The organism is Streptomyces sp. NPDC048659 (assembly GCF_040650575.1).
Lineage (GTDB): Bacteria > Actinomycetota > Actinomycetes > Streptomycetales > Streptomycetaceae > Streptomyces.
The window spans coordinates 1-22175 of record NZ_JBEZHM010000053.1; the positions used below are offsets into that span (position 1 = coordinate 1).

General features: G+C 72.2%; 19 protein-coding genes and 1 riboswitch. Of the genes, 9 read left to right on the forward strand and 10 right to left on the reverse strand.

The annotated features are described in order from the left end of the window. Positions 1-43 precede the first annotated feature (43 nt). Positions 44-385 carry a deoxyxylulose-5-phosphate synthase gene (locus AB0C99_RS30925; RefSeq protein WP_362482247.1) on the forward strand — a complete coding sequence of 114 codons (342 nt, stop codon included), beginning with the start codon at positions 44-46 and terminating at the stop codon, positions 383-385. A gap of 41 nt (positions 386-426) precedes the next feature. Here AB0C99_RS30925 and AB0C99_RS30930 read toward each other — a convergent pair whose 3' ends face one another. Then, positions 427-897 (reverse strand): SRPBCC domain-containing protein, encoded by a 471-nt coding sequence (locus AB0C99_RS30930; protein ID WP_362482123.1) that lies wholly within the window; start codon positions 895-897, stop codon positions 427-429. 306 nt (positions 898-1203) lie between these two features. Between AB0C99_RS30930 and AB0C99_RS30935 the strand changes: the two genes are divergently transcribed. Next, positions 1204-2763, forward strand: a complete 1560-nt coding sequence (locus AB0C99_RS30935; protein WP_362482126.1) for a hypothetical protein — start codon at positions 1204-1206, stop codon at positions 2761-2763. After that, the gene (locus tag AB0C99_RS30940; protein ID WP_362482128.1) at positions 2753-4441 is read left to right on the forward strand and encodes a hypothetical protein; all 1689 of its coding nucleotides are present in this window, start codon (positions 2753-2755) and stop codon (positions 4439-4441) included. The genes AB0C99_RS30935 and AB0C99_RS30940 overlap by 11 nt, the downstream gene beginning before the upstream one ends. 104 nt (positions 4442-4545) lie before the next feature. On the opposite strand, the gene groL is transcribed toward AB0C99_RS30940, so the two are convergent. From groL to thrC, 4 genes are all read right to left on the reverse strand, one after another. Continuing rightward, positions 4546-6168 carry a chaperonin GroEL gene (groL, locus tag AB0C99_RS30945; RefSeq protein WP_329422768.1) on the reverse strand — a complete coding sequence of 541 codons (1623 nt, stop codon included), beginning with the start codon at positions 6166-6168 and terminating at the stop codon, positions 4546-4548. A gap of 366 nt (positions 6169-6534) precedes the next feature. After that, positions 6535-6741, reverse strand: a complete 207-nt coding sequence (locus AB0C99_RS30950; RefSeq protein WP_046911137.1) for a cold-shock protein — start codon at positions 6739-6741, stop codon at positions 6535-6537. Between the two features lie 424 nt (positions 6742-7165). After that, a complete protein-coding gene (locus AB0C99_RS30955) occupies positions 7166-7441 on the reverse strand; it encodes a MoaD/ThiS family protein (RefSeq protein WP_362482132.1) in 276 nt (91 codons plus the stop codon). Positions 7442-7456: 15 nt separating this feature from the next. Further along, entirely contained in the window at positions 7457-8767 is a 1311-nt protein-coding gene (thrC, locus tag AB0C99_RS30960; protein WP_362482134.1) for a threonine synthase, read from the reverse strand. Further along, positions 8761-8905, reverse strand: a riboswitch (SAM riboswitch). Its footprint overlaps the gene before it by 7 nt. Before the next feature lie 121 nt (positions 8906-9026). Between thrC and AB0C99_RS30965 the strand changes: the two genes are divergently transcribed. The 3 genes from AB0C99_RS30965 to AB0C99_RS30975 all read left to right on the forward strand — a co-directional run bounded on the left by AB0C99_RS30965 (position 9027) and on the right by AB0C99_RS30975 (position 13197). Then, positions 9027-9968 (forward strand): glucosyl-3-phosphoglycerate synthase, encoded by a 942-nt coding sequence (locus AB0C99_RS30965; RefSeq protein WP_362482250.1) that lies wholly within the window; start codon positions 9027-9029, stop codon positions 9966-9968. 38 nt (positions 9969-10006) lie between these two features. Further along, the gene (locus tag AB0C99_RS30970; RefSeq protein WP_362482137.1) at positions 10007-11779 is read left to right on the forward strand and encodes a hypothetical protein; all 1773 of its coding nucleotides are present in this window, start codon (positions 10007-10009) and stop codon (positions 11777-11779) included. Between the two features lie 62 nt (positions 11780-11841). After that, positions 11842-13197, forward strand: a complete 1356-nt coding sequence (locus AB0C99_RS30975) for a trehalose-6-phosphate synthase (RefSeq protein ID WP_362482140.1) — start codon at positions 11842-11844, stop codon at positions 13195-13197. Here the strand turns inward: AB0C99_RS30975 and otsB are convergent. The 3 genes from otsB to AB0C99_RS30990 all read right to left on the reverse strand — a co-directional run bounded on the left by otsB (position 13180) and on the right by AB0C99_RS30990 (position 15794). After that, on the reverse strand, positions 13180-14025 hold the full coding sequence (otsB, locus tag AB0C99_RS30980; protein WP_362482143.1) for a trehalose-phosphatase: 846 nt from the start codon (positions 14023-14025) through the stop codon (positions 13180-13182). The two genes, AB0C99_RS30975 and otsB, sit on opposite strands and share 18 nt — an antisense overlap. Positions 14026-14057: 32 nt before the next feature. After that, positions 14058-14420 carry a DUF3263 domain-containing protein gene (locus AB0C99_RS30985; RefSeq protein WP_362482146.1) on the reverse strand — a complete coding sequence of 121 codons (363 nt, stop codon included), beginning with the start codon at positions 14418-14420 and terminating at the stop codon, positions 14058-14060. A gap of 99 nt (positions 14421-14519) precedes the next feature. Beyond that, entirely contained in the window at positions 14520-15794 is a 1275-nt protein-coding gene (locus AB0C99_RS30990; protein ID WP_362482149.1) for an extracellular solute-binding protein, read from the reverse strand. A 301-nt stretch (positions 15795-16095) separates the two neighbouring features. On the opposite strand from AB0C99_RS30990, the gene AB0C99_RS30995 reads away from it, so the two are divergent. The 3 genes from AB0C99_RS30995 to AB0C99_RS31005 all read left to right on the forward strand — a co-directional run bounded on the left by AB0C99_RS30995 (position 16096) and on the right by AB0C99_RS31005 (position 19271). Next, positions 16096-17046 carry an ROK family protein gene (locus AB0C99_RS30995; protein ID WP_362482152.1) on the forward strand — a complete coding sequence of 317 codons (951 nt, stop codon included), beginning with the start codon at positions 16096-16098 and terminating at the stop codon, positions 17044-17046. Then, the gene (nagA, locus tag AB0C99_RS31000) at positions 17046-18191 is read left to right on the forward strand and encodes an N-acetylglucosamine-6-phosphate deacetylase (RefSeq protein WP_362482155.1); all 1146 of its coding nucleotides are present in this window, start codon (positions 17046-17048) and stop codon (positions 18189-18191) included. The genes AB0C99_RS30995 and nagA overlap by 1 nt, the downstream gene beginning before the upstream one ends. A gap of 141 nt (positions 18192-18332) precedes the next feature. Next, the gene (locus tag AB0C99_RS31005) at positions 18333-19271 is read left to right on the forward strand and encodes a 1-phosphofructokinase family hexose kinase (RefSeq protein ID WP_362482157.1); all 939 of its coding nucleotides are present in this window, start codon (positions 18333-18335) and stop codon (positions 19269-19271) included. Between the two features lie 12 nt (positions 19272-19283). On the opposite strand, the gene AB0C99_RS31010 is transcribed toward AB0C99_RS31005, so the two are convergent. Both AB0C99_RS31010 and cdgB read right to left on the reverse strand, forming a co-directional pair. Next, a complete protein-coding gene (locus AB0C99_RS31010) occupies positions 19284-20246 on the reverse strand; it encodes a CBM35 domain-containing protein (protein ID WP_362482160.1) in 963 nt (320 codons plus the stop codon). Positions 20247-20367: 121 nt separating this feature from the next. Then, positions 20368-22047: a diguanylate cyclase CdgB gene (gene cdgB / locus AB0C99_RS31015; protein ID WP_362482162.1), complete on the reverse strand. Its 1680-nt coding sequence runs from the start codon at positions 22045-22047 to the stop codon at positions 20368-20370. Positions 22048-22175: the final 128 nt, after the last annotated feature.

A 22175-nucleotide genomic window follows, 5' to 3' on the forward strand; every position in this document is an offset into this window, starting at 1 on the left:
TCCGCTGGCGACCCGCCCCCGCCCCTTCCTAGGCTGCGCTCCCATGGGCTCCTACGGCAAAACCTCCTTCGTCTGCCTGCCGTGCCGGGCGTCGTACAAGCAGCCGTACGCGGACATCGCCCGCGAGCGGCGCTGCCCGCGCTGCGCGCGGACGCTGATCCACGCGGGCTCGGCGTTCGCCCCGCCCAAGCGCCGGGACCTGGCGGCGTGGCGGGCCCTCTCGGTGCTGCTGAACGCGGGTGTCGGCTTCCACAAGAGCTGCTGCGGCGGCCCCGGCTGGCGCCCCCGCACCCTCCGCGAGGTCAAGGCCAGAACCGCCTACGCCCGCCGCACCGGCGTACCCCTGGCCCACGCCCTGCTCCGCTACGAACTCCCGCCGACCTGACCCGCCAGACGTGACTCGGGGCCCCGCCCCCGGGAGCCCCCTCACATCCTCCGCAGATGCCCCGCCAGCCGGTCGTACTGCTCGCGGACACCCGCCTCCATGCCCGCCGCCAGGGCCTGGTCGCGGGTTTCCGTGGTGGGCCAGAAGGAGGTGCTGGTGAGGGCGGTGCCGCCGGTGGGGGTGGTGTCGAAGGAGAGGATGACGCGGACCGGGGCCGTGTCCGGCATCTGCTCGAAGTGCTCGGAGTAGACGAGGCGTTCGGCCGGGATCAGCTCCTCGTAGGTGCCCGAGAAGACGATCTCCTGGCCGTCGGGGGTCCGCTGGCCCCAGCGCCAGGCGCCGCCCGGGCGCAGGTCGATCTCGCAGACGGACATGGTGAGCCCGGGGGTCCCGTACCAGGCCCGCACGTGCTCGGGGCGCGTCCACGCCTCCCAGACCCGCCGTACGGGGGCGTCGAAGGTGCGGGTGACGACCAGTTCCCGGTCCGCCGGCGTGGTGAGCAGCGTGATCATCGGCTTCTCCCGTCTGCCCGCGGGGCGGCCTTGCGGGGCCCTCTCCTCAGGATCGTACTGACGGACTAGAGCCGCAAACAGGGACGAACGAATAACCGAGTGAACATGTTCAACGGTGAAGCGCTATCGTGCTCCCACGCGGCCTGCGATCTCTACGCGCCGCATTCCGACCTGTGGGGGGTCTCTCAGATGCGCTCTACGCGCACGCTGCCGCATGTCCTGGTACGTGCGGCAACCGTTTTCGCTCTTTCGGCAGGCGTCGCCCTGCCCGCCATCGTCGCGGCGCCGACCGCGTACGCGGCGACCGTGACGCAGACCGTCACCCTGGACGACGGCCGGCTGACCCTCGGGCTGCCCGCCAACGCGCTCTGGGTGAAGGTCAGCGTCCTCGCCCCGGCCGACGCGGGCTCGGGCACGCTCTTCACCACGGACGAGCTCACGTCCACCGGCTACAACAGCTGGACCACCGACGCGGCGATCAAGCTCCCCGAGGGCACCGCCTTCGGCGACTACCCGCTCGCCGTCGAGTACCGGATGCCCGGCGGCGTCGTCGAGCGCTGGACCGGCGGCTCGTTCGGCTACAAGCCGCACACCGGCGTCGAGTCGGCCGCCTTCGACCGCAAGACCACCAGCTACGACCAGCGCGAGGTCGTCCTCAAGGGCAAGGCCACCACCTGGAACCCGGCCACCGGCGAGCGCACCGCCGCCGCCGAGGGCACCGCGGTCTCCGTCACGCTGGGCCTGCGCGACGCGTTCGCCGCCACGCGCAACACCACCCTGACCGTCACCACCGGCGCCGACGGCACCTTCTCGCTGCCGGTCTCCCCGGACGCCGAGATCACCGGCGGCAGCGCCGTCGTCGCCCCGGCCTTCGGCATCGACCCGGACGAGGCGCGCCAGCTCCCCGGCGTCGGCGTCGACAAGCTGACGTACCGGATCACCTCGGACACCAACAAGTCCCGCGCCACCGCCAACACCGACGTCCGGGTCACCGGCCGCGTCGAGCGGCTGACCGCCGAGGGCTGGAAGGGCTTCGCGGGCGCCCCGGTCATCTCCACGGGCACCGAGCCGCTCTCGTACGGCACCAGCGTCGTCGACCAGATCGGCGCCGGCACCACGGACGCGGACGGCTTCTTCGCCCTCGCGGCCCGCGTGCAGTACACGACCGCCGGCGTCTTCACCGGTCTGCGCCCCTCCGTGTACTACGGCCAGGGCAACGACCGTCCGTACGACCACGCCGCCGTCGCCGTGCCGCAGAGCTTCTGGTTCGCGGACACCCGGATGTCGATGGACGAGTTCGGCCGCCTCAGCGTGACCGGCCGCCTCGCCACCAACGCCTCGGTGAGCTGCTACGACAAGCCCGACTGGGTCGCTCTCCAGGTCTCCCTGGACAACGGCCGCACCTGGTACAACATGAAGTCGCAGGCCACCCCGTGGTGCAGCTTCGACTTCCAGACCTGGGGCTACGACAACGCGCTCTACCGGGTCTACCACCCGGAGACGGACCGTTTCATCACCCGGACGAGCAACCCGGTCCGGCTGGCCCGCACGCCCACCCGGATCGTGAACGTCTCCCTCTCCCCCTCCCGGCCCCGCACCGGCTCGGCGATGACCGTCAAGGCCCTCGTCCAGCAGAAGGTCAACGGCGTCTGGAAGGCCATGCCCGGCGCGAAGGTCACCCTCGTCTTCAAGCCCAAGGGCGACCCGAGCTGGTACTGGGTCAAGAAGGACGTCGCCACCAACTCGGCCGGCAACGTGAACTTCAAGGCCACCAACTACGGCGACGGCACGTGGGCGCTCTACCTGCAGTCCAAGAACGGTTTCTTCTACAGCGAGTCGAGGACCATCTATGTCGATGCGCTCTGACCTCCGACGCGCCGACCTGCGGCGCATCGCCGCCGTGTCCCTCGTCACGGCCCTGACCCTGGGTGCCGCCGCGGCCCCCGCCCTCGCCGAGGAGCCGGCCCCGGCGCCCACCGTGGGCATCGGCCGCGCCGTCACCGAGGCCGACCAGCGCGGCAGCTTCCGCGTCACCGCGTGGACGGACGCCCCGCAGGCCACCGTCACCGCGGTCTCCGCCAAGGTCCGCAAGGGCGACACCGTCCTCGCCGACTTCCCGGCGCTGATCCAGTCCGCCCCGGGCACCTTCAAGCTGCCCGCGGACGCCACCCTCAAGCTGACCGAGGACCAGGGCGTGCTGCCCGAGCTCGGCCAGTACGCGATCGACGTCACCGCCACCGACTCGCTCGGCAACACGGTGACCCGCGCGGACGCGGGCACGCTGGACTTCACCCTGCGCCCGCTGCTCACCTTCGCGGTGGGCAAGCCCGGCTGGAACGACCCGAACATCCGCCCGCAGGGCAAGCTGACCGGCGTGCAGCCCGGCTCCGGCGACATCGTGCCGCTGCCCGGACGCTCGGTCTCCTACCAGCGCTCCACCCCGGACGAGGGCCCGGTCCAGTCCGCGGCCACCACGGACACCGGCGAGTTCGCCGGCGACCCGATCCCGGCGACGCGGTCCTACGAGCTGTACAAGGCCACGTTCACCGAGAACAGCGCCGAGGTCCACGGCACCGCCACCGACCAGCGCTACTTCAGCGAGTGGCAGGCCCGGAAGCTGACGGTCACCGCCACCGCCGACAAGACCCGCGCGGCCAGCGGCGAGACGGTCACCATCACCGGCCGGGTCACCGACCCGGAGAACGGCGGCGCCCCGCTCGCGGACCAGCCGCTCCGGGTGACCCTCGGCGCGCCGCACGACTACTACCGGCCCAGCACCCCGTTCCCGCAGACCGTGCGGACCGACGCGGACGGCTACTACACGGCGAAGCTGATCGCCGCGGCCGGCCCGAACGCGGAGGGCTGGACCGTCGAGTCGGCGGACCTCTTCCAGACGTTCTCGGCGATCCAGGGCACGCTGGTCATGCCCCTCGACTCGCGCACCACGACCATGAGCTACTCGCTCCGGGCCGACGCGCGTCTCACCGTCTACGGCCAGCTCCGCTCCCCGTACGAGCGCTGGTCCGGCTCCTCGTCCCAGCAGACGGTGCTGCTGGAGCAGTCGCCCGACGGCCGCACCGGCTGGAAGCAGGTCGGCTCGACCGGCTTCTACTCCAGCGTCCGCTCCACCTTCGGCATCGCCGTGTGGAACAAGGGCGGCTGGTTCCGGCTGCGCCACCTGACCTCGGACCAGTACGCGGAGTCCGTCAGCACCCCGTTCCGGGTCTCCCGGATCGAGACCCGCGTGCTGAACGTCAACGCGGCCCCCGAGCCCGTCCGCAAGGGCGCGACGGTGACTGTCACGGGCACCCTCCAGCACAACGTGAGCGGCTGGAAGCCGCTGGCCTCGAAGCAGCTCCAGCTGCAGTTCCGGGCCAAGGGCACCTCGAAGTGGGTGACGGTCGCCAAGGGCAACACGGCGGCCAACGGAAACATCGCGCTGAAGCACAAGGCGACCGTGGACGGCGTGTACAACCTCGTCTACGTGGCCGACACGGCGCACTTCCAGTCCTCCGGCGTCGCGGACTACATCGACGTCCGCTGACCGGATCGGCCCGCACGACGACTGAAGGGCGGCACCCCCTGGGGGGTGCCGCCCTTCGGCGTTCAGCGATGGACTCGCCGATCCTCCGACTGACTACGGGAGGATCAGAAGTCCATGTCACCGCCGGGCATACCGCCACCGGCCGGCGCGGACGCCTTCTCCGGCTTGTCGGCGATGACGGCCTCGGTGGTGAGGAACAGCGCCGCGATGGAGGCGGCGTTCTGCAGCGCGGAGCGGGTGACCTTCGCCGGGTCGATGATGCCCTCGGCGATCATGTCGACGTACTCACCGGTCGCGGCGTTCAGGCCGTGGCCGACGGGGAGGTTGCGCACCTTCTCGACGACGACGCCGCCCTCGAGGCCACCGTTGACGGCGATCTGCTTGAGCGGGGCCTCCAGGGCCAGCTTGACGGCGTTGGCACCGGTGGCCTCGTCGCCGTCCAGCTCCAGCTTCTCGAAGACCGCGGAAGCCTGCAGCAGGGCGACGCCGCCACCGGCGACGATGCCCTCCTCGACGGCCGCCTTCGCGTTGCGAACGGCGTCCTCGATGCGGTGCTTGCGCTCCTTGAGCTCGACCTCGGTCGCGGCGCCGGCCTTGATGACGGCCACGCCGCCGGCCAGCTTCGCGAGGCGCTCCTGGAGCTTCTCGCGGTCGTAGTCCGAGTCGCTGTTCTCGATCTCGGCGCGGATCTGGTTCACGCGACCGGCGACCTGCTCGCTGTCACCGGCACCGTCGACGATGGTGGTCTCGTCCTTGGTGATGACGACCTTGCGGGCGCGGCCCAGCAGGTCGAGGCCCGCGTTCTCCAGCTTGAGGCCGACCTCCTCGGAGATGACCGTGCCGCCGGTGAGGATGGCGATGTCGTTCAGCATGGCCTTGCGACGGTCGCCGAAGCCCGGGGCCTTGACCGCGACGGACTTGAAGGTGCCGCGGATCTTGTTGACGACCAGGGTCGACAGGGCCTCGCCCTCGACGTCCTCGGCGATGATCAGCAGCGGCTTGCCCGACTGCATGACCTTCTCCAGGAGCGGGAGCAGGTCCTTCACGGAGGAGATCTTGGAGTTGACGATCAGGATGTACGGGTCATCCAGGGCCGCCTCCATGCGCTCCATGTCGGTCGCGAAGTACGCCGAGATGTAGCCCTTGTCGAAGCGCATGCCCTCGGTGAGCTCAAGCTCGAGCCCGAAGGTCTGCGACTCCTCGACGGTGATGACGCCTTCCTTGCCGACCTTGTCCATCGCCTCGGCGATGAGCTCGCCGATCTGGGTGTCGGCGGCGGAGATGGAGGCCGTGGAAGCGATCTGCTCCTTGGTCTCGACATCCTTCGCCTGCTCGAGGAGGGCGCCGGAGACGGCCTCGACGGCCTTCTCGATGCCGCGCTTGAGGGCCATCGGGTTGGCACCGGCGGCCACGTTGCGCAGGCCCTCGCGGACGAGCGCCTGGGCGAGGACGGTGGCGGTGGTCGTACCGTCGCCGGCGACGTCGTCCGTCTTCTTGGCGACTTCCTTGACCAGCTCGGCGCCGATCTTCTCGTACGGGTCCTCGAGCTCGATCTCCTTGGCGATGGAGACACCATCGTTGGTGATCGTGGGGGCGCCCCACTTCTTCTCGAGGACGACGTTGCGGCCCTTGGGGCCGAGGGTGACCTTGACGGCGTCAGCGAGCTGGTTCATGCCGCGCTCGAGACCGCGCCGGGCCTCCTCGTCGAACGCGATGATCTTGGCCATGTGAAGTGGTCCTCCCGGACATGGGGTGGATAACGCTCCTGGACCGTGCCGACGCCCGCGACGGACGGCCTGCGCACCCGGCGGTTCCTTGCCCCACCTGGCCGCGGACCTCGTCTGCCCGATCCTCGTAAGCACTCTCACCTTCAGAGTGCTAACGCCAATGATTAGCACTCGCCCCATGCGAGTGCAAGCGACTACCGAGGATCGGTCACACCGCGCGGCACACGCCCGGCGCGCGAGCCGGGCGCACGCGGCGGGCACGGCGGGCACCGCGGGCGCGGTGGGCGGACATGACGAGGGGCCCGTACCCGGATCCCGGGTACGGGCCCCTCGACGGAAGTGCGTCGGTGGCCGATCGCGCCGCGCTCAGGCGGTGGCGAGCTTGACCATGTCCGCCTGCGGACCCTTCTGGCCCTGCGAGATCTCGAACTCGACCCGCTGCCCTTCTTCAAGGGTGCGGTAGCCGTCCATCTGGATCGCGCTGTAGTGGACGAAAACATCCGCACCACCGTCGACCGCGATGAAGCCGTAGCCCTTCTCCGCGTTGAACCACTTGACGGTGCCCTGAGCCATGCCTAACTCCCCTATTACTGGCCCTTGCGCGGGACCCGCACTTCGCGGACCCGGGTCAGACCCTGCGCCGGAACGCGTCGACCGCCGCTGAATGTATCTGCCCAACTGCCCTCTGCAACAGGTCAATCCGACGAGAATTCTGGGCACCCCCGAAAGGGGAATTGGGGAGAATCCCTTGAATTCCGGGTCAAGTCGGGCCGGGCAAAGCGCGCAGAAGGTACACAAGGCACGGGCGCTTTGGCTGCTTCTTGTCGTGCGCGGGCGCATTCTCATATGCGGTCGGCATGAGCAGCGGAGGGGACTTCCCCAACTCTACCGCTTCCAACCATGCAGAATTGCCCCTTCCGCTTCTTAGCGCGGAAGGGGCAATTCAGGAAAGACGGGTACGGGTTCGGCCGGGCCCGGCCGGACCCGGTCGCCGGGCTCAGCCGCCGGCGACGGCCGGGATGATCGAGACGCCGGCGCCGTCCGGCGTGGCGGTCTCCAGGCCCTGCTCGAAGCGCACGTCGTCGTCGTTCACGTACACGTTGACGAAGCGGCGCAGCTTGCCCTGGTCGTCCAGGACGCGGGCGGCGATGCCCGCGTGGTTCTTCTCCAGGTCCGCGATGACCTCGGCGAGGGTCGCGCCCTCGGCCTTCACCTCGGACTCGCCGCCGGTGTAGGTGCGCAGGATGGTGGGGATGCGGACGTTCACTGCCATGGGTTCACGGACCTTTCAGTGGGCCAGGCCCGCGTCGCGGAACGCGTCCAGGCTCGGGCGGATGGTGGCGGTCGCCTGAGAGCTGTCGGCGACGGCGTCCAGGGTCTTGAGCCCGTCGCCGGTGTTGAGGACCACCGTCGTCAGCGCCGGGTCGATGAGGCCGTTCTCGACCAGCTTCCGGGTGACGCCGACGGTCACGCCGCCCGCCGTCTCGGCGAAGATGCCCTCGGTGCGGGCGAGGAGCTTGATGGCGTCGACGACCTGCTCGTCGTTCACGTCCTCCACGGCGCCGCCGGTGCGGCGGGCGATGTCGAGCACGTACGGGCCGTCGGCCGGGTTGCCGATGGCGAGCGACTTGGCGATGGTGTTCGGCTTCTGCGGGCGCACCACGTCGTGGCCGGCCTTGAAGGCGGCGGAGACCGGGGAGCAGCCCTCGGCCTGGGCGCCGAAGATCTTGTACGGCTTGTCCTCGACCAGGCCCAGCTTGATGAGCTCCTGGAGCCCCTTGTCGATCTTGGTGAGCTGGGAGCCGGAGGCGATCGGGATGACGAGCTGGTCCGGGATGACCCAGCCGAGCTGCTCGCAGATCTCGTACGCGAGCGTCTTGGAGCCCTCGCCGTAGTACGGGCGCAGGTTGACGTTGACGAAGCCCCAGCCCTCGCCCAGCGGGTCGCCGATGAGCTCCGAGCAGAAGCGGTTGACGTCGTCGTAGTTGCCCTCGATGGCGACGAGGTCGCCGCCGTAGACGCCGGCCATGACGACCTTGCCCTGCTCCAGGTCGTGCGGGATGAAGACGCAGGAGCGGAAGCCGGCGCGGGCGGCGGCGGCGCCGACGGCGCCGGCCAGGTTGCCGGTGGAGGAGCAGGAGAGGGTGGTGAAGCCGAAGGCGCGGGCGGCCTCGATGGCCTGGGCGACGACCCGGTCCTTGAAGGAGTGGGTCGGGTTGCCCGAGTCGTCCTTGACGAAGAGCTTTCCGGGCTCGACGCCGAGCTCGCGGGCCAGGTTGTCGGCCTTGACCAGCGGGGTCCAGCCGGGGTTCAGGTTGGGCTTCTCGGCGACGTCGGCCGGGACGGGCAGCAGCGGGGCGTAGCGCCAGATGCTGGCGGGTCCGGCCTCGATGCGCTTGCGCAGCTCCTCCGGGTCGCCGGCGGGCAGCTCGTACGCGACTTCGAGCGGGCCGAAACAGAGTTCGCAGGCGAAGATCGGGCCGAGCGGGAAGGATTCGCCGCATTCGCGGCAGGAGAGTCCGGAAGCGGGACCGAGGTCGACGGTGGTTCCGGGTGCGGCGGTCTGTACAGCCATGGAGGCGAGGCCCTTTCTCCTCATCTTTCCCATGACGAATTTTTCGTCATGAGACGGATTTGGCACCTTCCCTAGTCGGTGGCCTCGCTGGAGGACGAGTAACCGACTGGAGGGTTGCCGGGGCTTCAACGGGCCGTTTCCCTCTGCCCCTCTGGATGAGCGGTATTCGATTGTGAGACGCGGTCGGCACCCCGACATGCATCGGGGATCCGCGTTGTTCAAGACTGTAACCGAAGGCTGCGAAGGTGGAGACGGTCGTCCGATCCGCGAGATGGAGATCACGTTGCTGGAAGAGGTGGAGCGCTGGCTGGCCCGGCGGTCCTGGTCCGTTGCCGACCGCCCGCTGGAGCGCGTCCTGGCGGCCAAGCGCGGCACGAAGGTCAGCGTGGTGCTGCCCGCGCTGAACGAGGAGGCGACGGTCGGCGCGATCGTCTCGGTGATCCGCCGCGAGCTGATGACCGAGGCCGTTCCGCTGGTGGACGAGCTCGTGGTGATCGACTCGGGCTCCACGGACCGCACGGCGGAGGTCGCCGCGGCGGCGGGCGCGCGGGTGGTGGCGCGCGACGCGATCCTGCCCCGGATACCGGCGGTGCCCGGCAAGGGCGAGGTCCTGTGGCGGTCACTGATGGTGACGACGGGGGATGTGGTCTGCTTCGTGGACGCGGACCTCAGGGACTTCTCGGCGGACTTCGTCACCGGCATCGTCGGCCCTCTTCTCACCGACCCGGACGTGGACTTCGTGAAGGCGATGTACGACCGCCCGCTCGGCGACACCCCTGGTCAGGGCGGCCGGGTGACGGAGCTGGTGGCGCGCCCGCTGCTCAATCTGCACTGGCCGCAGCTGGCCGGCTTCGTCCAGCCGCTGGGCGGCGAGTACGCGGCCCGCCGCTCGCTGCTTGAGCGGCTGCCCTTCCCGGTCGGTTACGGAGTGGAGCTGGGCCTGCTGGTCGACGCCCTGCACACGGTGGGCCTGGACGCCCTCGCGCAGGTGGACGTGGGGGTGCGCAAGCACCGGCACCAGGACGGGCGGGCGCTGGGCCGGATGGCGGCGGCGATCTACCGGACGGCGCAGCTCCGGCTGTCCCGGGGGCATCTGGTGCGGCCCTGGCTGACCCAGTTCGAGCGCGGCGAGCGGGGTTTCGAGCCGCACACGTACCCGGTGGACACGGAGGAGCGCCCGCCGATGGCGGAGATCGCGGAGTACGCGCGGCGCCGCGTGGCGTAACTCCGAATAGTCATCATTTCTGCATAAATTCCCGTTTCATGCGATTGAGAGAAGAAACGGGAATTCTGCTGGCGGTCCTCGGCCTGCTGGCCGGGCCGCTCTCCCTCGCGGGAGCGGCCCCGGCCGCCGCCGACGTCGTCGAGCCCTTCGGCAAGCGGTACGAGGAATCCCTCTACGGCGACTTCCTCACCATCGGCAACACCGTCATCGGCTGCCCCACGGCCCCCGCGGACATGGCGGCGCGCTGCGCGACCGCCGCCTCCGGGCAGGGCGCGGACAACAACAACACCTTCGACATGGAGCGGATCGACACGGCCGGCATGAGCGCCGGCTTCGGCTCCAGCACGGGCCACGTGGTGATCCCGCCGGGCGCGAAGGTGGCGTACGCGCGCCTCTTCTGGGGCGGCAACGACGGCACGTACCGGGGCCCGAGCGGCGCCGCGCTGGCCCGCTGCGACATCTCCGGCGCCGACGTCGACCGCTCCCCCGGCGACCCGGCGACGACCGTCCCGAGGATCCGGGTCGGCACCGGCACGGGCACCGCCACCGGCACCCCGGTGACACCCGAGCACGTGGTCACCGACCCGGCGGACACCCACGGCCCGCACTACTACACGGGCGAGGCGGACGTGACCGCCGCGTTCACCGCCGCCGCCGGCGACACCCCGGTCGCCGTCGGCGGGATCTGGGCGCCCAGCGGGCGCGGCTGCGTGGCCGGCTGGTCGCTGACCCTGGTCTACGCGTACCCGGCCCCGGACCCGAAGCACGCGCCCGACCGGCGCGCCGTCTATGTCTACGGCGGCCACGTCCTCCAGCGCTCCAGCTCGCCGGCCACCACCGTCACCGTCGACGGCTTCTACCGCTCGACCGGAAAGGCGCGGGCCAGCGTCACCGCGTACGAGGGCGACTGGAACACCCCCGGCGACCGCTTCCTCGTCGACGGGCACAACGTCACCGAGCCGCACACCGGCAGCACCACGAACTTCTTCGTCAGCGCGAGCGACGGGGCCGTGAACCCGAAGCTCGTCAACAACCTGAGCATCGACGCCGAGGCGTTCGCGCTGCCCGCCGGCGCGATCCCTGCCGGCGCCACCTCCGCCGACCTCACCTTCACCACCAGCGGCGACACCTACGTGCCCTCCGCGCTCGCCCTGTCGGTGCCGGTGCCGGACCTGAAGGTCACCAAGACCGCGCGCCCGAAGACGGTGAAGCCGGGCGACACCGTCACGTACACGGTGACGGCGGAGAACATCAGCAAGCTCGACTATCCGAACGCGCGCTTCAGCGACGATCTCACCGGAAACCTCGACGACGCCGCCTATCAGGGCGATGTGCGGGCGGACCTCGGCACGGTCGACTACACCGCCCCGAAGATCACGTACCGGGGCACCGTCCCGGCCGGGAAGAAGGCGACCGTCACGTACTCGGTGAAGGTCTTCGACCCGGTGCGCGGCGACGGGAAGCTCGCGAACAGCGTGGCCGTGGAGTCGCCGCGCTCCAACTGCGACGACACCAGCACGGACCCCGCCTGCGCGACGGCCCCGCTGGTCCAGCGCCCGCCGGGCCGCCCGACCCCGACCCCGACCCCGAGCCCGACCCACGCGTCCCCCCACCCGACGCCGACCGCCTCGAAGCCCGTCCCGCCCGCCCACCACACCCCGCCCGCCCCGCACCCCGGCGCGCACGGCGGCACGATGGCGGAGACCGGCGCGAGCGGCGAGCGGCTGTGGCTGCTGGGCGCGCTGGGCCTGGCGCTGGCGGCGACCGGACTGGTCGCGCGGGCGGCGGTACGGGGCCGCAGGGAGCACTGAACCGGCCCGCCCGTCCGGAATCCGCACGTTTGAGCGTGTACCGGACGGGCTAGGTTCGCCCCATGGCTACCGTCCTCGTGGCATCGAACCGCGGCCCGGTCTCGTACACCGTGCGTGACGACGGCTCCCTGGACACCCGGCGCGGCGGCGGCGGGCTCGTCGCGGGCCTCGGCGCCGTCGCCTCGGAGGGCGGCCTGTGGGTGTGCGCCGCCCTCGGCGACGGCGACCGCGAGGCCGTCCGCCGGGGCGTCGCCGAACCGGGTGTGCGGATGCTCGACATCGACCCGGAGGTGTACGCCGACGCGTACAACGGCATCGCGAACTCGGTGCTGTGGTTCCTCCACCACCACCTGTACGACATCCCGCGCGAGCCCGTCTTCGACGCGGACTTCCGCCGCCGCTGGGCGTCCTACCGCGCGTACAACCGGGCCTTCGCCGAGGCCCTCGCGCAGGCGGCGGACCCCGGCGCGGCGGTCCTCGTCCAGGACTACCACCTGGCGCTGGTGCCCGGGCTGCTCCGCGCGCTCCGCCCCGACCTGCGGATCGCCCACTTCACCCACACCCCGTGGGCGGCGCCCGGCTATCTGGCGATGCTCCCGGACGACGTCCACCGCGAGCTCGTGGCGGGCATGTCGGGCGCGGACGAGCTGGGCTTCCACACCCGCGCCTGGGCCGACGCCTTCCTGGCCGACCCGTTCGTGACGCGGGCCCCCCGGGTGGCCACGTACCCGCTTGGTGTCGACGCCGACGACCTGCGCGCGCTGGCGCACCGCCCGGAGGTCGACGCGCGCCTGGCCGAGCTGCGCGCCGAGACGGGCGGCCGGAAGACGATCGTCCGGGTGGATCGCACCGAGCTCTCCAAGAACATCCCGCGCGGCCTGCTCGCCTACCGCGAGCTCCTCGCCGCCCGCCCCGAGTGGCGCGGCCGGGTCGTCCACCTGGCCTCCGCCTACCCCTCCCGCCAGGACCTGGAGGTCTACCGCGCGTACACCGCCTCGGTGACCGCGCTGGCCGAGGCGGTCAACGAGGAGTACGGCACCCCCGACTGGCAGCCCGTCCTGGTCTCCGTCCAGGACGACTTCACCCGCTCCCTCGCCGCCTACCGGCTCGCCGACGTGGCCCTGGTCAACCCGGTCCGCGACGGCATGAACCTGGTCGCCAAGGAGATCCCGGTCGTCTCCGACGAGGGCTGCGCCCTGGTCCTGTCCCGCGAGGCGGGCGCCTACGAGGAGCTCCGCGAGGCCGCCCTCACCGTCAACCCGTACGACGTGACGGCCACCGCCGACGCCCTCCACCAGGCCCTGTCGATGCCCGCCCCGGAGCGCGCGGAACGCACCAAGCACCTGGCGACGGCGGCGACGGCCCTGCCGCCGCGCGCCTGGTTCCTGGCCCAGCTCGCCTCACTGCGCGAGGGCTGACCCCAGGCCCTCCAGCAGCCCCACCACCCCCGCCGGCCCCCGCACCGTGAGGTCGGCGCGGTCGGCGAGCTCCGGGACGGACTCGGTGGCGGAGGAGGAGCAGACGAGGAGGCCGGGGACGCCGTCCCAGCGGAGCTTCTCCACCGCCGCGAACGCGGGCAGGTCGCCCAGGTCGTCGCCCGCGTACAGGACGCACCCGGCGCCCAGTTCGCGTACGTAGTCGGCGAGGGCGACGCCCTTGTCCATGCCCGGCGGGCGGAGCTCCAGGACCATCCGGCCCGGTTCGAGGACCAGGCCGTGGTGGGTGGCCAGGTCGCCCAGCGGGCCCCTCAGGGCCTCGAAGGCGCCCTGCGGGTCGACGGCGCGCCGGGTGTGCACGGCGACCGCCCGGCCCTTCTCCTCGATCCAGGTGCCCGGCCAGGCCCCGATCCGGTCCAGGAAGCCGGGGAGCTCGGCGCGGACCGAGGCGACGCCCGGGTGCGGGGCGGCGGCGTGCACGGTGCCGGTGACGGCGTCCCAGCGCTCGGCGCCGTAGTGGCCGAGGACCACGAGGTGCTCCAGGCCCGGGACACCCGCGAAGCCGCCGTAGCGGACCGCGACGCCGGCCGGGCGGCCGGTCACCACGGCGACGGCCGCCACCCGGGGCGCGAGGGCGGCCAGGGCGGGCACGGCGCCGGGGTGGGCGCGGGCCCGCTCGGGGTCCGGGACGATCTCGGCGAGCGTCCCGTCGAAGTCCAGGGCGACGACGGCCTTCTCGGGCCGCGCGAGGAAGGCGGCGAGGCCGTCGCGGCCGGCTGCGGTGGTCGGGTGCGGAAGGCTGCTGACCATGTCCACGACCCTACCCACGCGGGGCCCTCCCGTCAGCGGCGCGATGCGCGCTCTTCGCGCACCCGGCGCAGCCGGTTGACCGTCACCGGGTCGTGGGCGAGCGCCCTCGGGTCGTCGAGGAGGGCGTTGAGCAGCTGGTAGTAGCGGGTGGCGGAGAGCCCGAGCCGCTCGCGCACCGCCCGCTCCTTGGCACCGGGACCCGGCCAGGAGCGCCGCTCCATGGCCAGGACGGCCCGCTCCCGCTCCCCGAGCGCGGCGGCGGGGGCCGCGGGCGGGGGGGCCGTGGGGCTCGTGGGGTCCGCCGGCGCCGGGTCCGTCGAGTCCGTGGGCTCCGTGGGCTCCGTGGGGCCCGCGGCCTCCGTGGGGTCCATCGGCTCCGCCGGTCCGTTCGTCATACCGACCAACCTAGCCCGCTCGCCGTCCCGCTCGGCGTACCCGGCCTGCCCGGCCCGCTCCGCCTACCCCGCGCGCTCCGCCCGCTCCGCCCGCTCCCCCTACTCCGCGTTCTCCGCCGCCGACGCCTGCCGGGCTATCCGGCCCAGGACCTCCGAGGGCTTCGCCTCCGGGGCGACCGCCTGGCCGATGTCCTTCTTGATGACGCCGCTGACCTGGGCCCACGAGGTCTTGCCGACCGGCGGGAGCTGGGAGTCCGGCAGGGCCTGGATGAAGTCGCGCAGGTCGGCGTACTGGGGGTCGGCCGCCATGCCGGCCGAGGCCGTGGTGGTGGCCGGCAGCATGTTGTTGCCGCCCGCGAACTTCAGGACGTTCTCGTCGCTGAAGGCGAAGTCGAGGAAGGTGCCGATCTCCTTGCGGTGCCCGTTCTGCTTGAAGCCCATGATCCAGTCGGCGACGCCCATCGTGGCCCGCGCCTTGCCGGAGACGCCGGGGAGGGCGACCTTGCCGACCTTGACGCCGTTCTTCGCGGCCTGCTGCATCAGCGACGGGTGCCCGTTGAGCATCCCGACCTCGCCGCGCGCGAAGGCGGTGAACGCCGCCTTGCGGTTGAGCTTGCCGGGGGCGACCGGGCCGGTGAGCCCGGGGACGACCAGGTTGGTGCGGAGCCACTCGAAGGTGCGGACGTTCGCGTCCGAGTCGATCTTGTAGTGCTCGGTCGCGTCGGTGTAGCCGTCGCCGCCGCTGAGCAGCCACATCATCGTCTCGGCCTGCGCCTCCTCGGGCCCGAGCGGCAGCGCGAAGGGGTACTTGACGCCCTTCTTCTCCAGCTTGCGGGCCGCGGCGGCGAGCTCGTCCCAGGTCGTCGGGGGCGCGTCGATCCCCGCCTTCGCGAAGAGGTCCTCGTTGAAGAAGAGCAGCCGGGTGGAGGCGACGAAGGGCAGGCCGTACTGGGTGCGCTTGTACTCGCCGGCGGCGACCAGCGGCGCCAGGAAGTTGGCCTGGACCCGGATGGAGAGGAGCTCGTCGGCGGCGTAGAGCTGCCCGGCGGCGGCGTAGTCGGCGTAGGCGCCGATCTGCGCGATGTCGGGCGCCTTGCCCGCCTTGACCATCTCGGCGACCTTGCGGTCGACGTCGTCCCAGGACTCGATCTGCACCTGGACCTTCACACCCGGGTTCTTCGCCTCGAAGGCCGCGACGAGGCCGTCCCAGTACTTCCGGGTGGAGTCGCCGCCGCCGAGGTCGTAGTCGGCGGCGACCAGCTTGAGGGTGACGTCGCCGGACTCGGAGTCCAGGGAGCCGCAACCGGAGAGACCACCGGTCAGGGCGAGTGCCGAGGCCGCCGCGGCCAGTCCAAGGAATCGTCGCCGCTGCACAGCCGTAACCCGCCCTTTGCTCGTCGTCGAGGCATCACGATCGTCAAGGATCCCGGTCGATCACCGCGGACCACTGCCGATCACAGCGGACCGTCGCCGATCACCGGCGATCGCCGTTGATCACCGTAGAACGGAAAGTCTCCCGCAGGAAAACACGAGAGGTCTACACCACTCACATATCGCTTCTGCAACGCATCGGGCGGGCCGCCACCGCCCCTCACCAGGACGGATTTGTATCCGAGCTCAACAATCCTCCGCAGTGGACTAGACCTTTCGGGCATCTACACGCGAGACTGTCCCCGTGAGACACGTCATCGCCCTCGATGTGGGCGGCACCGGCATGAAGGCCGCCCTGGTCGGGGCGGACGGCACCCTGCTCCACGAGGCCCGGCGCGCCACCGGCCGCGAGCGCGGCCCCGAGGCGACGGTCGAGACGATCCTGGGCTTCGCCGAGGACCTCAGAGCCCTCGGCCAGGAGCGCTACGGAGAGCCCGCCGCCGCGGCCGGAGTCGTCGTCCCCGGCATCATCGACACCGAGAACGGCATCGCCGTCTACGCCGCCAACCTCGGCTGGCGCGACGTCCCCCTGCGCGCCCTGCTCAGCGAGCGTCTGGACGGCATCCCCGTCGCCCTCGGCCACGACGTGCGCACCGGCGGCCTCGCCGAGGGCCGGATCGGCGCCGGACGCGACGCCGACCGCTTCCTCTTCGTGCCCCTCGGCACCGGCATCGCCGGCGCCATCGGCATCGGCGGCGAGATCGAGGCCGGCGCGCACGGCTACGCGGGCGAGATCGGCCACATCGTGGTCCGCCCCGGCGGCATCGAGTGCGGCTGCCGCCAGCGCGGCTGCCTGGAGCGGTACGCCTCCGCCTCCGCCGTCTCACTCGCCTGGGCCAGCGTCTCGGGCGACCCCGACGCGGACGCCGCCGACTGCGCCAAGGCCGTCGAGTCCGGCGACCCGGCCGCCGTGCGCGTCTGGCAGGACGCCGTCGACGCCCTGGCCGACGGACTGGTCACCGCACTCACCCTGCTGGACCCCCGCACCCTCATCATCGGTGGCGGTCTGGCCGAGGCCGGGGAAACCTTGTTCACACCCCTACGGGCCGCGGTGGAGGAGCGCGTCACCTTCCAGAAGCTGCCCGCCATCGTCCCGGCGGCCCTCGGGGACACCGCCGGATGCCTGGGCGCGGGCCTCCTCGCCTGGGACCTGCTCGCCGACCAGCGCCCCGCCGACTCGGAGGTATCCGCCTGATGGCCGTTTCCACAGTTCTCACCGGGGCCCGTGTGGTGCTGCCGACCGGGATCGTCGAGAACGGACGAGTGATCGTCGAGGACGGCCGCATCGCGGGCGCCACCCGGGAGGACGCACCCTCCCTCGACCTGACCGGCCACTGGCTGGTGCCCGGCTTCGTCGACATGCACAACCACGGCGGCGGCGGGGCCTCCTTCACCTCCGGCACCGTCGACGAGGTGCTCAAGGGCGTCCACACCCACCGGCTGCACGGCACCACCACCGTCGTCGCGTCCTTCGTCACCGGCGAGATGGACTTCCTCACCCAGCGCGCCGGGCTGCTCTCCGAGCTGGCCGAGCAGGGCGAGCTCGCCGGGCTGCACTTCGAGGGCCCGTTCATCTCCCCGTGCCGCAAGGGCGCCCACGACGAGACGCTGCTGCGCGACCCCGACCCGGCCGAGGTGCGCAAGCTCATCGACGCGGGCCGCGGCCAGGCCCGGATGGTCACCCTCGCCACCGAGCTGCCCGGCGGCATCGACTCCGTACGGCTGCTCGCCGAGCACGGCGTGATCGCCGCGATCGGGCACACGGACGCCTCGTACGAGCAGACGCAGGCCGCCATCGACGCGGGCGCCACCGTGGCCACCCACCTCTTCAACGCGATGCCCGCCCTCGGGCACCGCGCGCCCGGCCCGATCGCCGCCCTCCTGGAGGACGAGCGGATCACCGTCGAGCTCATCAACGACGGCACCCACCTGCACCCGGCCGCCCTGGAGCTCGCCTTCCACCACGCGGGCGCCGACCGGGTCGCCTTCATCACGGACGCGATGGACGCGGCCGGCTTCGGCGACGGGCGCTACATGCTCGGCCCGCTGGAGGTCGAGGTGAAGGACAGCGTGGCGCGGCTCGTCGAGGGCGGCTCCATCGCCGGCTCGACGCTCACCCTGGACCGCGCCTTCAAGCGCGCGGCCACCATCGACAAGCTGCCGGTGGAGTCGGTCGTCCAGGCCATCTCCGCCAACCCCGCGAAGCTGCTCGGCATCTACGACCGGGTCGGCTCCCTGGAGCCCGGCAAGGACGCCGACCTCGTCGTCCTCGACGCGGACTTCGAGCTCAAGGGCGTGATGCGCAAGGGCGCCTGGATCGTCGAGCCGCAGCTCGGCTGACCGGGTCACCCGCTGAACCCGCGTCAGGGCGGTTGGTCCGGGGGTCTGGGCCAACCGCCATCTCTTTGGCATGATCGGGCGCCAGCAGCGCCGATACGAGAAGGCCACGCGACGGCCACGAGACGACGGGGGGTGGCGCCGGTGATCCTCACGGTCACCCTCAACACGGCGGTGGACCTGACCTACCGGGTCCCCGCGCTCGTCCCGCACGCCTCGCACCGGGTCACCCAGGTCATCGAGCGGCCCGGCGGCAAGGGCCTCAACGTCGCGCGGGTGCTGGGCGCCCTCGGGCACGAGGCCGTCGTCACCGGCTTCGCGGGCGGGGCGACCGGCGCGACGCTGCGCGAGCTGCTGGCGCGGGCGACGGCCGGGCAGCCGGTGCGCGACGCGCTGGTGCCGATCGCGGGCGCCACCCGCCGCACGGTCGCCGTGGTCGACGCCGCCGACGGCGACACGACCCAGCTCAACGAGCCCGGCCCGGCCATCAGCCCGGCCGAGTGGGCCGCGTTCACCGCGCGCTACACCGAACTCCTCGACGGGGCGCGGGCGGTGGCCCTCTGCGGCAGCCTCCCGCCGGGCATCCACGTCGGGGCGTACGCGGAGCTGGTCCGGCTCGCCCGGGGCGCCGGCGTCCCGGTCCTCCTGGACACCAGCGGCGAGCCGCTGCGGCGCGGGATCGCCGCCCGCCCCGACCTGATCAAGCCCAACGCGGAGGAGCTGGCCCAGCTCACCGGCTCCCGCGAGCCGCACCGCGCCACCCGCGACGCCCGCCGCCGGGGCGCCCACGCGGTCGTCACCTCGCTCGGCCCCGAGGGCCTCCTCGCGGCCACCCCGGAGGGCCTGTGGCAGGCGGCCCCGCCGGCCCCCGTCCGGGGCAACCCCACCGGCGCGGGCGACTCGGCCGTCGCCGCCCTCCTGGCGGGCCTGGTCGAGGGCACCGACTGGCCCACCCGCCTGGCCCACGCGGTCGCCCTCTCGGCGGCGACCGTCCTGTCCCCGGTGGCGGGCGAATTCGACGAGACGGCCTACGAGACGATGCTCCCCCGCATCACGGTCCACACGCCGGCGACGGCGGCGTGACCGAGGGGTCCGTCAGCTGCCGGGGACGGACTTCACTTCCAGCCAGTCCAGCAGCACGTCGCACTGATTGCCGGTCTCGCACGAGATCTTGATCTCGTTCGCGCCCTTCTTGAGGTCGACCGGCGCCCAGGTGGTCTGCCAGTTCTTCTCCAGGTTCGGGTCCGAGGACTTTATGAAGTTCTTGAGGCCGATCGGCTGGGAGTTCGCCTTGCCGTTCACCGTCAGGGTGGCGTTGGCGTCGACGGCGGGGATCGCGTAACGGACGGTCAGGCGGTACCTGCCCTCCGTCGGCATCGTCGCGTGCCACGTCACCGACGACCCGACCGCGTTGAACCCGGTCACATAGGCGCCGTCCGCGCCCTCCGCGCCCTTGATGTCCTTCGCCAGCACCGCCGACCCGCCCAGCTTCAGCGTCGCCGCGTCCTGCTGGGGCAGGGCCGTGGGGGGCTGGGAGGAGGGGGTGGGGGCGGTCGACGGGGAGTCCTCGGCCGGGGTGGTGGCGCCGGAGCCGCCGGCCGTGGCGCCCGCCGTGTTCTTGTCCTCGCCGCTGTTGGTGATCACCGCCGCCGCGATGCCGAGCACGACCACCGCGACGACCGCGACGGCGCCGATCAGCAGGCCCTTGGTGTTGGGGCCGCCGCGCCCGGCCGGGGGCTGGTGGATCGGGCGGGTCTGGGGGCCGCCGGGGTACGTCTCGGGGGCCGCGTACTGCGGGTGCGGCTGGTGGTAGCCCTGCTGGCCCGGCTGGCCCTGCTGCTGCGGCACGTACGCCTGGGGGCCGCCGTACTGGCGCTCGCCGACCGTGCGGACCTGGTTGTACGAGGTGCGGGGGACGCCTGGCTGGGACACGGGGCCGGGGTAGCCGTAGCCGGCGCCCTGGGGCGGCTGGGCACCCGCCGCCTGGCCGTCCTCGTACAGGTAGCCGAACGGATCGTCGTCCTCGGGGGTCTTCGCGCCGTCGTTGCCCGCAGCCATCCGGGTCACTCCCTTTCCCTGCCCGCCGGCCGTCGCCGACCGGCCGAGCCTACCTCGAACGGCCCCACGGGGAATTCCTCGCTCCGTGTACGGCCCGTGAACGAGAGCCCCCGGCAGGGACCTAGCCGGCCCTCCGGTGCATCTTCGAGCGGGACCGCTTCTCGATGTACATCCGCTGGTCCGCGCTGTTCAGGACCTCTTCGACGGTCATGCCGCACTCGGCCCAGCCGATGCCGAAGCTGGCCCCGACCCGGACCGCCCGCCCGTCCACCCGGATCGGCGGAATGATCGCGTTCCGCAGCCGGACCGCGAGGTCGGCGGCGTCGGCCGCGCCCAGCCCGTCGGCGAGGACCACGAACTCGTCGCCGCCGAGCCGGGCGACCGTGTCCCCGTCCCGTACGCCCGTGGTGAGTCGGCGGGCGACCTCGATGAGGACGGCGTCGCCGGTGTGGTGCCCGAAGCGGTCGTTGATCGACTTGAAGCCGTCCAGGTCGCAGAAGAGGACCGCGAGCCCCTTCGTGCCGTTGTCGACCTCGCCGCCGGTGGGGGCGACGGAGTGCACGTGCCCGTCGTACGCGCCGGCGGCGGCGACCGGGCTGAAGCCGAAGCCGTGCCCGTGCCCCTGCTCGTAGTCGTACTCGTAGGGCGGCTCGTACGCGTCGGCGGGGGCGCCGGAGCCGGCGAAGGGCCGCTCGCAGAGCCGGGCGGAGAGCCGGGAGCGGAGCTCGGCGCTGTTCGGCAGGCCGGTGAGGGCGTCGTGCGAGGCGCGGTGGGCGAGCTGGAGCTCGTGCCGCTTGCGCTCCTCGATGTCCTCGACGTGGGTGAGGAGGAAGCGGGGGCCGTCGGCGGTGTCGGCGACGACCGAGTTGCGCAGGGAGACCCAGACGTACGTGCCGTCCCGGCGGCCGAGGCGCAGCTCGGCCCGGCCGCCCTCGGCGGAGGTGCGGAGCAGGGTGCCTATGTCCTCGGGGTGGACGAGGTCCGCGAAGGAGTAGCGGCGCATCACGGAGGCGGGGCGGCCGAGCAGCCGGCACAGCGCGTCGTTGGTGCGCAGCAGGCGGCCGTGCTGGTCGCCGCCCATCTCGGCGATGGCCATGCCGGAGGGCGCGTACTCGAACGCCTGCCGGAACGACTCCTCGCTGGCGCGCAGGGCCTGCTGCTCGCGTTCGAGCCGGACGAGGGCGCGCTGCATGTTGGAGCGGAGCCGGGCGTTGCTGATGGCGATGCCGGACTGGGAGGCGTACATCTGGAGGGCCTCGCGGCCCCAGGGGCCGGGGTGGCGTCCGTTGCGCGGGCGGTCGACGGAGATCACGCCGAGCAGCTCGCGGCCGGAGCCCGGGGCTCCGCCCGGGTGGGCGGAGCGGGATCCGGAGGAGTACATGGGGGCGTAGAGGCGGTCGTGGGGGTGCCACTCGTCCTCGAAGCGGGGGGCGGGGCCCTCGGTGTGCCACTGCGGGACGTCGTCCTCGATGAGCACCCAGCCCTCGGTATGCGGGATGAACCGCAGGTCGCCCCAGGACTCGCCCATGGTGAGGCGGCGGTCCCAGGAGGCGCGGGAGCCGACCCGGCCGGTGATCAGCGCTTCGGCGGCGGGGCTGCCGGCGAAGGCGGCGACGACCAGGTCGCCGTCGGGGCGCACGAGATTGACGCAGGCCAGCTCATAGTTGAGGCCCGCGACGATGCCGTCGGCGACGGCCTGCAGGGTGTCCGCAAGGCTGCGGGCGGTGTTGAGGTCCGCCACGACCTGATGCAGCTGCCGCAGGGTCGCAAGACGGACGTACGGCTCCGACTCGGTCTCCATCGCTCGCTCTCCCCGAGACCTCGACAGCTAACTCCAGGGTTCTCATCGGCTTCGTACTGCACTGTCCCAGCCACTGAATCACAGCGAGCGTTGCACCCGGTACACAGGGTCAACAAATACTGCACTCT